Source organism: Pseudomonas spelaei, from assembly GCF_009724245.1.
In the GTDB taxonomy this organism is placed as follows: domain Bacteria; phylum Pseudomonadota; class Gammaproteobacteria; order Pseudomonadales; family Pseudomonadaceae; genus Aquipseudomonas; species Aquipseudomonas spelaei.
Genome location: NZ_WNNK01000018.1, coordinates 104,196 through 117,842, shown reverse-complemented (window position 1 = coordinate 117,842; position 13,647 = coordinate 104,196). Strand labels below are relative to the sequence as shown.

The following is a 13,647-nucleotide window of genomic DNA, read 5'->3' as shown; positions in this document are numbered from 1 at the left end:
TATCCGCATTGGCGTGATCGCGCCCAGTTGTGAGTTCTACAGGGTGCAAAAAACGTTATCGGATTTACAGCGCGTGCCCTGACAGTCGCGCCTCCTCTTGTAGCCACTGGAAAAACGCCCTGACGGGTGGGTGCCGCTCGCGACCGGGCACGCACAGTGCGCTGTAGCCGGCACCGTCGACGCTGACCTGCGGTCGATACGGCACCAGCAAACCGCTGGCCACGCTTTCGGAAACCAGGATATTGCTGGCCAGTGCCAGGCCCTGACCGGCAATCGCCGCTTGCAGGGCGTAGTGCTCTTCATCGTACTCACGCATTGACGAGTCGGATTGCAGCCAGTCTTCGCCGGCTTTCGCACACCAGGCTTGCCAACCCAGGGCGTAGAGCTTGGAGTTGTGCCAGCGCACGCTGATCAAGGTCGGTGGCCGTTCACTCGCCAGCGCGACCTGCTCGGGTGAGCCATACACCGCAAAGCGCTCATCAAACAGGCACAGTCCGTACAGGTTCAGGTAATCGTCGAGGCTGTAGCGAATCACCAGGTCGATGCTGGCGTCCTGCCGCAAATCCACCACGTCGCAGTTCGTGTCCAGGCGCAGGCTGATTCCCGGATGGGCGGCGTAGAAGCGCCCCAGTCGTGGCACCAGCCACAGGGTGGCGAACGCCGGCGTGGTGGACAGGGTGAGGCTACCGGCGCTGCGCTGCGGACGCAGGGTATCGACGCTTTGTGCCACTTCCAGCAAGGCGCCGTGCAAGCTGTGGAACAACCGCTCGCCGCCTGCGGTGAGGCGTACCTGGCGTGGCAGGCGTTCGAACAGTGGTACGCCGAGCCAGGTTTCCAGGGCGCGAATCTGATGGGATACCGCCGTTGGCGACACCGACAACTCGTGGGCGGCCGCCTTGAAGCTCAACAGGCGTGAGGCTGACTCAAAGGCGCGCAGGGCGGTCAGGGGCAGTGCAGCGAACATGTGAGGCTCCATGGATGAATTAAAGTCATCCGGATTAACTTTTGCTCATTTGTCGGGCCGGCTGATCAGCTCTAGATTTGTGAGCAAGAGAGGCGGCCATTCGGGTTGCCTGAGTCTAGCGTGTGAAGGCCTTACAGATGAAAAAAATGCTCGCGATTCATGCCAGTCCCCGTGGTGAACGTTCCCATTCTCGACGTCTGGCTGAAGTTTTTCTCGATGTCTGGCAGACCGCCAATCCTGAGGCGCAACTGACGCGTCGCGAAGTGGGCCGGGCTTCGATTCCCCATGTCAGTGAAGCCTTTGTGGCGGCGAATTTTTACCCGCAACCCAAGGCGCGTCCCCTGGCCATGCAGGCCGATTTACAGTTGAGCGATGAATTGGTGAGCGAGTTGATCGGGCACGAATTGCTGGTGATTTCCGTACCGATGTACAACTTCGGCATCCCCAGCGGCCTCAAGGCCTGGATCGACCAAATCGTGCGCATGGGCCTGACTTTTGATGTGGCGCAGGACAGCCAGGGTGTCGCCCAGTACCAGCGTTTACTGGTGGGCAAGAAGGCGTTGATCATCACCAGCCGGGGCGGCAGCGGGTTTGGCCCGGGGGGCGAGTACGAGGCGATGAATCACGCGGACCCGCACCTGCGAACGGCCCTGGGGTTTATCGGGATCGATGACATTACGGTGATTGCCGTCGAGGGCGAGGAGTCGGTTGCCGAGGTTTTCCGGCGCTCCAGCGACGAGGCAGAGGGCCAATTGCGCGAACTGGCTCGCAGCTTCTGAAGTATCAGGGCCGCCAATAGCGTCATGGTTTGGTCACGGAGGCTGGTCTAGGATGGGCCTATCCGCTGACTTTCAAGGACGTTCGCTCCATGCCGCAGTCATTGGCCACACGTTATCCCCTGGTGCTGGTGCCGGGCATGCTCGGGTTTGTGCGCCTGGTGCTGTACCCGTATTGGTACGGCATCGTCCCGGCGTTGCGCGCCGGTGGGGCGCAGGTGTTCCCGGTGCAGGTGGCGCCGCTCAATTCCAGTGAGGTGCGCGGCGAGCAGTTGCTGGTGCAGATCGAGCAGATTCGCCGGGAAACCGGGGCCGACAAGGTTAACTTGATCGGCCATAGCCAGGGCTCGCTGACCGCACGTTATGCCGCGGCCAAGCGCCCGGAGTGGGTGGCCTCGGTAACGTCAGTGGCCGGCCCCAACCACGGCTCGGAGCTGGCGGACCATATCCACACCCATTACCCCGCGGATAGCGCCAAGGGCCGCATCATGAGTGCGCTGCTGAGGTGTGTTGGCGTGCTGATGGGCTGGCTGGAAACCGGCTATCGCGGCCCGCGATTTGCGGCAGACATTCACGCCTCCCACCATTCACTGACCAGTGAGGGCGTGGCGCTGTTCAATCGTCAGTATCCTCAGGGCGTGCCGAACACCTGGGGCGGGCAGGGGGCCGAGGAGGTCAATGGTGTGCGCTATTACTCCTGGTCCGGCACCTTGCAACCGGGCAAGACCGACCGTGGGCGCAACCTGTTTGACGGGACGAACCGCAGCTGCCGGCTATTTGCCAGGACATTCGTTCGTGAGAAGGGGCAGTGCGATGGGATGGTCGGTCGCTACAGTTCGCACCTGGGCACGGTGATTGGTGATGACTACGCCCTGGATCACTTCGATATCGTCAACCAGTCACTGGGGCTGGTGGGCAAGGGGGCGGAGCCCATCAGGCTGTTTGTCGAACATGCCCGGCGGTTGAAGGCCGCCGGGGTTTAACGGGTAGACCGGGTTATCGTTCTTCGCGAGCAAGCCCGCTCCCACATTTGGAGTGCATTTCAAGTGTGGGAGCGGGCTTGCTCGCGAAGGCGATGTCTCAGGCGACGCTGGCCTTCCGGCTAACCGGCGTGGTCCAACGCTCCGACAAGATCACCCCACCCAAAGTCAGCACACCCCCCACCAGGTGATACAGCGCCAACTGTTCCTTCAACACTACCGCCGCAATCAGCGCCGTGATCAACGGCAGCAAGTTGAAAAACAGCGTGGTACGGCTCGGCCCCAAGTGTTTGACCGAATGCATCCATGCCAACGGCGCCAGCATCGAGGCCAGCAGGCAGGCGTACATCACCAGCGGAATATTCGACCAGCCCAGCCCGACCTTTTCCGAGCTGAGGAACAGTGGAAACAGCACCACCACCGCCACCAGCACCTGCAAGTACAGCAACACCAGCGGCGGCAGGCGCAACTGCCATTTTTTCAGCAAGGTGCTGTAGATCGCATAGGCGAGGGTGGCGACGAGCATCATCGCATCCCCCAGGTTCAGGCCGTGTTGCAGCAGCACACTGAGGCTGCCGGATGACACCACCACCAGCACCCCGGCAAACGACAGCACCGCACCGGTCAGGGCGCCAAAGGTCAGGCGCTGGCCGAGGCTGATGATGGCGGCGGTCAAGGCCATCAGCGGCATCAGCGACAGGATGATGCCCATGTTGGTGGCCGAGGTCAGGGTGGCGGCGTAATACGCCAGGCTCTGATAGACCGCCATGCCCAGCACGCCGAGGATGAAGATCTTGCCCAGGTTGGGGCGAATCAGCGGCCAGTTGGCAATGACCGGCTTGAGCATGAAGGGGGTGAACAGCATCCCCGCCAGCAACCAGCGGTAAAAGCCAATCTCGGCGGGGAAGATCGCGCCCACCGCCAGTTTGTTGATCACGGTATTGCCGGCCCAGATAAAAATGGCCAGTAATGGATAAGCGTATTGCATCGAGAGGAACCAGGAACGTTGATAAGGGTTGATTATCCTTTGTCTGGATCGAAGCCTATACTTCGATCCAGCCATCCGACCTCTGTATCCAGACAATATGCTCAAGAAGTACATCAACCTCCCTGATTTCGACGCGCTGCCGGCCCCGGTGTACTTTCGCTATTCGGAGTTCGAGGCCGACACCCATGCCAGCGCCCACCAGCATGCCTGGGGCTCGCTGGACTATTCGGCCCGGGGCGTGATGCGTTTCGAGGTCGCCGGCAGCCGCTTTATGTCGCCGCCGCAATACGCACTGTGGATTCCGCCGAACACCCAGCACAGTTCCTACAACGCCCAGGCCATTGTCTACCGCTCGGTGTATCTGGCACCGGAGTTGTGCGAGCAACTGCCGCCGCAGCCGTGCACCTTGACCATCAGCGACATCCTCAAGGCGATCCTCAGTGACTTCGCCGAACGTGATGTGAATATCCCCGAGAGCGAAGCCGATGTGCGCCTGGCCCAGGTCCTGGTGGACCAACTCAAGCAGGCCCCGGTGCATGACTGCTTCCTGCCGTACGCCAGCAACCCCGGGCTACTCAGTGTGCTTGAAGGCATGCAGGCGGATCCGGGGGATAACCGCGCCCTGGCCCTGTGGGCGCAACAGGTGCACGTCAGCGAGCGCACCCTGGCCCGGCAATTTGTCCGCGAGCTGGGCATGAGTTTCGGTGAATGGCGCCAGCGCCTGCGCTTTCTGGCGTCCATCGAGGCTCTCGATAGTGCGCGCAGTGTCCAGGAGGTGGCGTTTGATCTGGGCTACAGCACCGCTTCAGCGTTTATAGCCATGTTTCAGCGCCAGGCCGGGTGTACGCCGGAGCAATATCGTCGGGCAAACATACGTAGCAGGTGAAGGTGTAACACGGTTTGTCTACACTGCGGGGGAGGCCGTGCCCCTCGGCACGGTAACAGGGAGAAAACTCCATGAAGATGCTGCGTATTCCGTTGTTGATGATGGGCCTGCTGCTGTGTTCCCAAGGCTTTGCCGCGACTGCCGCACAGACGGCTCAGCAACAAAAAATGACCACTTGCAACGCCGAAGCCAAGACCAGTGGCAAGACCGGTGATGATCGCAAGGCATTCATGAGCACCTGCCTCAAGGCCGCCCCGGCTGCCAACGATGCCAAGACCCTGACCCCGCAGCAGCAGAAAATGAAAGACTGCAACGCGACGGCCAAGACCCAGGCGCTGAAGGGCGATGCGCGTAAAACCTTTATGAGCACCTGCCTGAAGAAATAATAGCCCCGGGCTATGGAAGGCTGCGACACTCGCACGCAGCCCTCTTGCGGGAACGAGCACGCTCGCTCCCGCGACATCCTTTAACGCCGTTCGTTTTGAGGCTGTATGCCAACGTTTTCTCAGCGTCACGTGTTGTTGCTGGTCAGTTGCGTCATCATTTTCGGCGGGTTGCTGCTGGTACTGCCGTTGAAACTGCTGCCCAGCCTGCTGGCTGGATTGCTGGTCTATGAACTGGTCAACATGCTCACCCCGCAGTTGCAGCGGTTGATCGAAGGCCGACGTGCGCGCTGGCTGGCGGTAGCCTTGCTGGGAACCTTGATCGTCAGCATCCTGACCCTGATCTTTGCCGGCGCCATCAGTTTCCTGCTCCACGAAGCGGAAAATCCCGGGGCTTCCCTGGACAAATTCATGGGCGTAGTCGATCGGGCACGTGGCCAACTGCCGCCGTTTCTCGATGCCTACCTCCCCGCCAGCGCCGCCGAATTTCGGGTGGCGATTGGTGATTGGCTGAGCAAGCACCTGAGCGAGTTGCAACTGGTGGGCAAGGACGCGGCGCACATGTTCGTAACCTTGCTGATCGGCATGGTGCTGGGGGCGATCATCGCCTTGCAGCGCGTGCCGGACCTGACCAAGCGCAAACCTCTGGCGGCAGCGCTGTTTGATCGTCTGCACCTGCTGGCCCAGGCCTTTCGCAATATCGTTTTCGCGCAAATCAAAATCGCTGCACTCAATACCGCGTTCACTGCAGTGTTCCTGGCGGTGGTCCTGCCGCTGTGCGGGATTCACCTGCCGCTGACCAAAACCCTGATCGTGCTGACCTTCCTGTTGGGCTTGCTGCCAGTGATCGGTAACCTGATGTCCAACACCCTGATCACCATCGTCGCGTTGTCGCTGTCGATCTGGGTGGCGGTGGCGGCGCTGGGCTACCTGATCGTGATCCACAAGGTGGAATACTTTCTCAACGCGCGCATCGTCGGCGGGCAGATCAGTGCCAAGTCGTGGGAACTGTTATTGGCGATGCTGGTATTTGAAGCCGCATTCGGCCTGCCAGGTGTGGTGGCGGGGCCGATTTATTATGCGTATTTGAAGAGTGAGTTGAAGCTGGCGGGGATGGTTTGAAAGGACTTGAGTGCCTTCAGGCTGATTGCCAAATCGTCTAAAGAACTGTCAGTTCTTACAGGTGTATGTCGGGCGAAATGCCTCTACCTTTTCCTTGTGCTGATGAATGGATGACGGTGAACGCACGCGTTTTCCTGTTTCTTTAATTGCTAAAAGGAAAAGGTAACCCCATGGCCAGGCCCAAGGTTTTTTTCGATATATCCATCGATGGCAATCCGGCAGGTCGTATTGTCATGGAGCTATTCGATGACATTGTCCCGAAAACTGCTGAGAACTTTCGAGCCTTGTGTACGGGTGAAAAGGGGTTTGGGTACAAGGGCTGCGCATTTCATCGGGTCATCCCGGGTTTCATGTTGCAAGGCGGGGATTTCATGCGCGGCGATGGTACCTCCGGTAAGTCGATCTATGGTGGACAGTTCGCCGACGAAAACTTTACTTTGCGGCACACCAAGCCAGGTCTGTTGTCCATGGCCAACGCGGGTCCGAACACCAACGGTAGTCAGTTCTTTATCCCCACTGTTGTTGTCCCTTGGCTAGACGGCAAGAACGTGGTATTCGGCGAAGTTATCGAAGGCTACGACATCGTTAAGAAAGTCGAGTCGACGGGTACACAGTCAGGCAAGCCTAAAGTTAAAACCGTAATCGACAATTGCGGTCAGATGTAGGCAGTGAGGGCGGTCCCAAAGCCGCCCCATTTCGTTTATGAAACCTGTGAACTCAGCCTTCTCCCAATCACATCCATCAAATCGCAACCATCACGCAATGGAATGGCGCAGAGCAGAGCGAAGTCTTGGAGGATGATGGTGTCGGTTTTGAGCGTATCGCGAAAGGCGAGATTTTCTAGGACTTGGGTCACTGCGCGAATGCGGTAAGCGGCCGCGTCGTGGAGTACGTCCAGCGGGGCTTGGGTATCGATGAGCAGAGAGGGGAGCGTGCAGTCGTGTCCGGTTAAGGGTATGTATCGATTCATGTTTGAAAACCCATTCAAGTAGAGGTGGGCTACACACTCATCCGTCGCCAAACGAAATGGGTGGCAGCTGTACGCAGGTTGGCGAACCGGGAATGGAGACCGGCAGACCCGAAGGTCTCCCGCGCACAGCCGCCATAAAGCGGCTATTGCGGACGCAAAAGAGCCTGCAAACAAGCAGAGCGCTTTTGCACCATCCACCGGGTCGCCAAACCCGTGTCGCCATATGGGCGACCGGCGGACTATAAGCTTCATTGCGGAAATCGTGCAAGGCGCAGGTTGGTCTGAATGCGGTAGTGTCGTGGACGACGACCAAGGGAGGCTACTCGTCTGTACCTGTTGGTTCTGACAGCTGACTGTGGTTGGCGTTGTCAGTTGGCTGCTGTAGCGAAAAAATCACTTCGTAGTGAGTTTTCCAATGGGAGCCATGCCATGACTTTGCAAACCGTAGATGACAACAGGCCGTCTTAAAGACCAGCTCTTTCAAGGTCTTTGAGAACGCAGCCAAATACGGTTGAAACACCCAGCTCAGGGCAGCGAAGATCAAAGGTGGGAGTTGTCGAGCTTTAGCGAGGCTGCGATGACGTCGGCATAGCCAACATTGAGGGTGCCTGCCCCACCGCTATCGCAGCCTCGCTAAAGCAGTCAGTAGCCGTACCGCTTGCTGGCCTCAATCGCCAACCCGCTGCCGATACTGCCAAAGATGTTCCCTTCCACATGCCGCGCATTCGGCAGCATCGCCGACACACTCTGGCGCAGCGCCGGAATGCCGCTGGAACCACCGGTAAAGAACACCGTGTCCACCTGGGCCACGTCCACCGAGGCGTCGTTGAGCAACTGGGTAACGCTGTTGCGCACCCGCTCCAACAGGTTGTCGATGGCTGATTCGAACAGTGCCCGGCTCAGTTCCACGCTCAACCCCGGCTCGACCCGATCCAGCAGCACATGGCGGCTCTCGTCATGGGTCAGCTGGATCTTGGTTTCTTCCACTTCCATGGCCAACCAGTGCCCGGCGCGCTGCTCGATCAACTTGAACAGGCGGTCGATGCCACCGGTGTCTTCGATGTCGTAACGCATGCTGCCCAAGGCCAACTGGGACTTTTGCGAGTACACCGAGTTGATGGTGTGCCAGGTCGCCAGGTTCATGTGATGGCTGGTGGGCATGTAGGCGCCGCTTTTCATGCGGCTGCCGTAGCCGAACAGCGGCATCATGCCTTGCAAGCTCAGTTGCTTGTCGAAGTCGGTCCCGCCGATGTGCACGCCACCGGTGGCGAGGATGTCGTCGTGGCGGTTGTCGTGGTTGCGGCGTTCAGGGGACAGGCGCACCAGGGAGAAGTCCGAGGTACCGCCGCCGATGTCGACAATCAGCACCAGCTCTTCGCGCTCGATGGTCGACTCGTAGTCAAACGCCGCGGCAATCGGTTCGTACTGGAACGAAATATCCTTGAAGCCGATCTTGCGGGCGACGTCCACCAGAGTGTCTTCGGCCTCTTTGTCAGCCATCGGGTCATCGTCGACGAAAAACACCGGGCGGCCCAGCACCACTTCCTCGAACTCGCGACCGGCATTGGCCTCGGCGCGGCTTTTGAGCTGGCCGATAAACAGCGCCAGCAAATCGGTGAACGGCATCGCCGTGCCCAACACGCTGGTGTCGTGTTTGATCAGCTTGGAGCCCAGCAGGCTCTTGAGCGAGCGCATCAAGCGCCCTTCATAGCCTTCCAGATACTCGTGCAGCGCCAGGCGGCCGTAGACCGGACGGCGTTCTTCGAAGTTGAAGAACACCACCGAGGGCAGGGTGATCTTGTCGTCCTCCAGCTCGATAAGCGTTTCCATGCCGGGGCGGATCCAGCCGACAGTGGAGTTGGACGTGCCAAAGTCGATGCCGCAGGCACGGGCTGGGGATTCGTTTTTCATGTCTTTCAGGTTCCGGTTAAAAAACGGCCGCGCAGTGTATGTCACCCGCGTCCAGATGCGTAGGCCGACTATCCGCTAAAGTCATCGTACTTGTTACCTTGAAAGATCAGTCTTTGCCCCCAAATCCCCTCCATACGGTTGGTGGCTGACACAAGGATCAAGTTTGTCTGTCACGCCGCCGATAAACTTCTGACGCACCCTCAGGTCACAAGATTGAGATCGGTCAATCCAGACGCCGCAAACAGGCGCATGCTGTGCTGCTGGCAGTGCGATATTGATAATGGATGGTGATGCCCCCGATGGACTTCAAAGACTATTACAAGATTCTCGGCGTTGAGCCGACGGCAGACGACAAGGCGATCAAGGCCGCCTATCGCAAGCTGGCGCGCAAATATCACCCCGACGTCAGCAAGGAAAAGGACGCGGAAGCCAAATTCAAGGACGCGTCCGAGGCCTATGAAGCGCTGAAAAGCGCCGATAAACGCGCCGAATACGACGATCTGCGCAAATACGGCCAGCACGGCCAGCCCTTCCAGGGGCCACCAGGTTGGCAGAGCCGTGGTGGCTATGGCGGCGGCGGTGAGGACACAGGCGACTTTTCGGACTTCTTCAGCTCGATCTTCGGTTCGCGCGGTAATGGTTTTGGTGGTGCCCAGGGCCGTAGCGCCGGGCGTCGAGGGCAAGATGTGGAAATGGAATTGCCGGTGTTTCTGGAAGAGACCCTGTCCAACGAGTCCAAGCCGATCAACTTCCAGGTGCCGCAGTACAACGCGGCCGGTCAGCACGTCAGCAACACCACGAAAAGCCTGAATGTGAAGATTCCGGCCGGTGTGGCCGACGGCGAGCGCATCCGCCTCAAGGGCCAGGGCGCCCCGGGGATTGGTGGCGGCACCCATGGTGATCTGTACCTGATCATCAAGTTCGCACCGCATCCGAAATTCGATGTGGAAGGCGAAAACCTGATCATTACCCTGCCGCTGGCTCCATGGGAGCTGGCGCTGGGGACGGAAGTCGCCGTGCCGACCCTGACCGGCAAGATCAACCTCAAGGTCCCTGCCGGCAGCCAGAACGGCCAACGCATGCGTGCCAAGGGCCACGGCCTGATGAACAAGGCGGGGCAGCGCGGTTATCTGTTTGTGCAACTCAAGGCGGTCATGCCGAAAAACACCGATGACGAGGTCAAGGCGTTGTGGCAAGAACTGGCGAAAAAAGCCGCTTTTGATCCAAGAGAAACATGGAGTAGCTAACGATGAGCAGTCCCCGTGTGGTTCAAGTGAACATGACAGAGTTTTGTGAGGCCACCGAGTTGTCGGTGGCCTACGTGATCGAAATCGTTGAACACGGCATCGTTGAACCCGAGGGGACAAATCCCGAGTCCTGGCATTTCACCGACTACGAGCTGGCTTTGGCCAAGCGAGCGTCGACCCTGCGCAAGGACTTGGACCTGGAATGGGAAGGCGTCGCCCTGGCGCTGAACCTGCTGGAAGAGGTCCAGCAATTGCGGGCTGAGAACCAGATGCTCAAGCAGAGGCTGGGGCGCTTGGTACAAACCCCCTGAAACCCGCACCAGCCACAACACTCCCGTAGCAGCTGTCGAGCGCCAGCGAGGCTGCGTCGGGAGCGCTTCGGTGCTGGATCGGATGGAGAGTGGTGGCGAGGCCTACGCAGCCTCGCTGGCGCTCGACAGCTGCTACGGGATTTAAGGCTGGCGCGGCAGCATCACAGTAAACGTGGTGCCGTCAGCCTCGGTGGACGTCACTTCAATCGTCCCCCGATGGGCGTCCACCACTTCCTTGACGATAAACAACCCCAACCCAAGACTCGTCGAAGCGCTGCCCAGTTCTTCGCTGGCGCTGCGTACCAGCGGATCGAAGACGGTGCCGATGGCGGCCGGGGGAATCGGTGTGCCGTAGTTGTGCATGCTGAGCACCACCGTGTCGGCCATGCCGTTGAGGGTCAGCGTTACCGCTTGGCTGTTCTGGCCATGCTGCAACGCATTGCCAATCAAGTTCTGCAATAACTGGTCAATTCGCCCACGATCCCATTGCCCTTGGGTGTCGCCATGGATGTGCAATTTCGGGTGGTAATCCGGTTGGCCAGCACAGGCTTCATCAATGGCCGCTTGCGCCGCGTCGGCCAGGTTCATGGGCTTGGGCTCTATGGGCAGGCTGCTGCCCAGTCGGCTGCGCACAAACTCCAGCAGGTCGCTGACCATCACTCCCATGTGCCGGGCGCCATTCTTGATATTGCCCACCAGGTTCAGCCCGTTGTCGTCCAACTGGGCTTTGCGCAGCAACATCTCGGTCGACATGTTCACCGCCTGCAACGGCGCGCGCAGGTCGTGGCCGAGGATGGCCAGGAAAATATCCCGCGAACGATTGACCTGCTCGGCGTAAGCCGCCGTGGATTCGGCCAGGGCTTCATCGATGGCTTCATTGAAGCGGATCATGTCCTGGAAGTAGGCGAGCTCCGGTGACTCCAGGCTGTTGACCCACAGCCGAATCACACAGGCGCGCAGGTGGCGGAACTCAGAGGTCATCTGCACCAGGTCAAAACCCACGGTGTGGCGCAACTCGCCATGGCTGGCGGCAGCTTCGTCCAGGCTTGGGGTTTTCTCGGGGCCTTCGCCCTTGGCCTTGGCGGCTTGTTCGCTGGCGCTCTGGCGGGTGTTCATGTCCCGTGCAGCGGCCATCAGGATCGAACGAGCGTGGTCGCGCAGTTGTGTGCGGTTCAAGGTATCGGCGGCGGGGGTCAGGGTTTCGGCAAATTGCTCCCATTCATCGACGATCTGATCGGCACGTAACACGATGAATTCGGATAGGCGCATGGCCGGGTTCCCAAGTGCAAGGCAGTGAAGAGGTGTGGCGCATCGTAGCGCCTTACACCTCTTCGCTTCACTGACGCAGCAGGTTCCTGCCGATGAACGGTCAGAACAGGAAGTAGCGCTGGGCCATTGGCAGCACGTCCGCTGGCTCACACCACAGCAACACCCCGTCGGCCTTGACCTGATAGGTCTGTGGATCAACCTCGATCTGCGGCAGGTAGTCGTTGTGGATCAGATCGGTCTTCTGTACCCCGCGACAGCCCTTGACCACTGCAATCTGCTTCTTCAACCCCAACGCTTGTGGCAAGCCTTCCGCCAAGGCCGCCTGGCTGATAAAGGTCAGGCTGGTGGCGTGCAGTGAGCTGCCGAAGCTGGCGAACATCGGGCGATAGTGCACTGGTTGCGGCGTGGGGATTGAGGCGTTGGCATCGCCCATCAGGCTTGAGGCAATCGCTCCGCCCTTGAGGATCAGGGTAGGCTTGATCCCAAAAAACGCCGGGCGCCACAGCACCAGGTCGGCCCACTTGCCCACTTCGATGGAGCCCACTTCATGGCTGATGCCGTGGGTGATCGCCGGGTTGATGGTGTACTTGGCGATGTAGCGTTTGGCGCGGAAGTTATCGTTGCCTTCGCCGTCGCCTGGCAGGGGGCCGCGCTGTTTTTTCATCTTGTCGGCGGTTTGCCAGGTGCGCGTGATGACTTCACCGACGCGGCCCATGGCCTGGCTGTCGGAGCTGATCATCGAGAACGCGCCGAGGTCGTGGAGAATGTCCTCGGCGGCAATCGTTTCGCGGCGGATGCGGCTTTCGGCGAAGGCCACGTCTTCGGCAATGCTCGGGTCGAGGTGATGACAGACCATTAGCATGTCCAGGTGTTCGTCGATGGTGTTGCGGGTGAACGGCCGGGTCGGGTTGGTGGAGCTGGGCAGCACGTTGGCAAAACCGCAGGCCTTGATGATGTCCGGCGCGTGACCGCCACCGGCACCTTCGGTGTGGTAAGTGTGGATGGTGCGGCCCTTGAACGCGGCCAGGGTGGTTTCGACGAAGCCGGATTCGTTGAGGGTGTCGCTGTGAATCGCCACCTGCACGTCGTACTCATCGGCAACGCTCAGGCAGTTGTCGATGCTCGCGGGCGTGGTGCCCCAGTCTTCATGCAGCTTCAAGCCAATGGCACCGGCCTTGACCTGTTCGATCAGCGGCTCTGGCAGGCTGGTGTTGCCCTTGCCGGTGAACCCGATGTTCATTGGGAACGAGTCCGAAGCCTGGAGCATCCGTGCCAGGTGCCAGGGACCTGAGGTGCAGGTGGTGGCATTGGTGCCGGTGGCCGGGCCAGTGCCGCCGCCGATCATGGTGGTGACGCCGCTGGTGAGGGCCTCTTCGATTTGCTGCGGGCAAATGAAGTGTATGTGGGTGTCAATGCCACCGGCGGTGAGGATCATGCCCTCACCGGCGATCACTTCGGTACTGGCGCCGACGGCGATGGTCACGCCAGGCTGGATATCCGGGTTGCCGGCCTTGCCGATGGCGGCGATGCGGCCGTTTTTCAGGCCCACGTCGGCCTTGACGATACCCCAGTGGTCGATGATCAGGGCGTTGGTAATCAGCGTGTCGACGACCTCGGCGGCCAGCAACTGGCTCTGGCCCTGACCATCACGGATCACCTTGCCGCCGCCGAATTTCACTTCTTCGCCGTAGGTGGTGAAGTCCTGTTCCACCTCGACGAACAGCTCGGTATCGGCCAGGCGGACCTTGTCTCCGACGGTGGGGCCGTACATGTCGGCGTAGGCTTGTCTGGAAATCTTCATGTGCTTGCCTTGAGATTCAGTTGAATTCGAGATCGTTCG

General features: G+C 59.8%; 14 protein-coding genes. 8 read left to right on the top strand and 6 right to left on the bottom strand.

The genetic code is table 11. The annotated features are described in order from the left end of the window. Positions 1 to 64: 64 nt before the first annotated feature. A complete protein-coding gene (locus tag GNF76_RS20395) occupies positions 65 to 976 on the bottom strand; it encodes a LysR substrate-binding domain-containing protein (protein WP_178123443.1) in 912 nt (303 codons plus the stop codon). A gap of 125 nt (positions 977 to 1,101) precedes the next feature. On the opposite strand from GNF76_RS20395, the gene GNF76_RS20390 reads away from it, so the two are divergent. Both GNF76_RS20390 and GNF76_RS20385 read left to right on the top strand, forming a co-directional pair. Next, on the top strand, positions 1,102 to 1,743 hold the full coding sequence (locus GNF76_RS20390; protein WP_155584922.1) for an FMN-dependent NADH-azoreductase: 642 nt from the start codon (positions 1,102 to 1,104) through the stop codon (positions 1,741 to 1,743). A gap of 89 nt (positions 1,744 to 1,832) precedes the next feature. After that, positions 1,833 to 2,723 carry an esterase/lipase family protein gene (locus GNF76_RS20385; protein WP_155584921.1) on the top strand — a complete coding sequence of 297 codons (891 nt, stop codon included), beginning with the start codon at positions 1,833 to 1,835 and terminating at the stop codon, positions 2,721 to 2,723. 97 nt (positions 2,724 to 2,820) lie between these two features. Here GNF76_RS20385 and GNF76_RS20380 read toward each other — a convergent pair whose 3' ends face one another. Then, the gene (locus GNF76_RS20380; RefSeq protein ID WP_155584920.1) at positions 2,821 to 3,708 is read right to left on the bottom strand and encodes a DMT family transporter; all 888 of its coding nucleotides are present in this window, start codon (positions 3,706 to 3,708) and stop codon (positions 2,821 to 2,823) included. Between the two features lie 97 nt (positions 3,709 to 3,805). Here GNF76_RS20380 and GNF76_RS20375 point away from each other — a divergent pair, with 97 nt between their 5' ends. The 4 genes from GNF76_RS20375 to GNF76_RS20360 all read left to right on the top strand — a co-directional run bounded on the left by GNF76_RS20375 (position 3,806) and on the right by GNF76_RS20360 (position 6,764). After that, positions 3,806 to 4,594 carry an AraC family transcriptional regulator gene (locus tag GNF76_RS20375; protein WP_155584919.1) on the top strand — a complete coding sequence of 263 codons (789 nt, stop codon included), beginning with the start codon at positions 3,806 to 3,808 and terminating at the stop codon, positions 4,592 to 4,594. 71 nt (positions 4,595 to 4,665) lie between these two features. Beyond that, the gene (locus tag GNF76_RS20370; protein ID WP_155584918.1) at positions 4,666 to 4,980 is read left to right on the top strand and encodes a PsiF family protein; all 315 of its coding nucleotides are present in this window, start codon (positions 4,666 to 4,668) and stop codon (positions 4,978 to 4,980) included. 105 nt (positions 4,981 to 5,085) lie between these two features. Then, positions 5,086 to 6,099, top strand: coding sequence for an AI-2E family transporter (locus GNF76_RS20365; RefSeq protein ID WP_155584917.1), 1,014 nt, complete (start codon positions 5,086 to 5,088; stop codon positions 6,097 to 6,099). Between the two features lie 170 nt (positions 6,100 to 6,269). After that, complete coding sequence (locus GNF76_RS20360) at positions 6,270 to 6,764, top strand: peptidylprolyl isomerase (protein WP_155584916.1); 495 nt, start codon at positions 6,270 to 6,272, stop codon at positions 6,762 to 6,764. A gap of 35 nt (positions 6,765 to 6,799) precedes the next feature. On the opposite strand, the gene GNF76_RS20355 is transcribed toward GNF76_RS20360, so the two are convergent. Both GNF76_RS20355 and GNF76_RS20350 read right to left on the bottom strand, forming a co-directional pair. Beyond that, positions 6,800 to 7,069 (bottom strand): hypothetical protein, encoded by a 270-nt coding sequence (locus GNF76_RS20355; RefSeq protein ID WP_155584915.1) that lies wholly within the window; start codon positions 7,067 to 7,069, stop codon positions 6,800 to 6,802. Between the two features lie 642 nt (positions 7,070 to 7,711). Next, positions 7,712 to 8,980, bottom strand: coding sequence for an Hsp70 family protein (locus tag GNF76_RS20350; RefSeq protein ID WP_155584914.1), 1,269 nt, complete (start codon positions 8,978 to 8,980; stop codon positions 7,712 to 7,714). A gap of 299 nt (positions 8,981 to 9,279) precedes the next feature. On the opposite strand from GNF76_RS20350, the gene GNF76_RS20345 reads away from it, so the two are divergent. Continuing rightward, a complete protein-coding gene (locus GNF76_RS20345; protein WP_155584913.1) occupies positions 9,280 to 10,227 on the top strand; it encodes a DnaJ C-terminal domain-containing protein in 948 nt (315 codons plus the stop codon). Positions 10,228 to 10,229: 2 nt separating this feature from the next. After that, positions 10,230 to 10,538, top strand: a complete 309-nt coding sequence (locus GNF76_RS20340) for a chaperone modulator CbpM (RefSeq protein ID WP_155584912.1) — start codon at positions 10,230 to 10,232, stop codon at positions 10,536 to 10,538. A gap of 141 nt (positions 10,539 to 10,679) precedes the next feature. Here GNF76_RS20340 and GNF76_RS20335 read toward each other — a convergent pair whose 3' ends face one another. Both GNF76_RS20335 and ureC read right to left on the bottom strand, forming a co-directional pair. Continuing rightward, positions 10,680 to 11,807 (bottom strand): sensor histidine kinase, encoded by a 1,128-nt coding sequence (locus GNF76_RS20335; protein WP_155584911.1) that lies wholly within the window; start codon positions 11,805 to 11,807, stop codon positions 10,680 to 10,682. Between the two features lie 100 nt (positions 11,808 to 11,907). Beyond that, complete coding sequence (gene ureC, locus GNF76_RS20330) at positions 11,908 to 13,608, bottom strand: urease subunit alpha (protein ID WP_155584910.1); 1,701 nt, start codon at positions 13,606 to 13,608, stop codon at positions 11,908 to 11,910. Positions 13,609 to 13,647 lie beyond the last annotated feature (39 nt).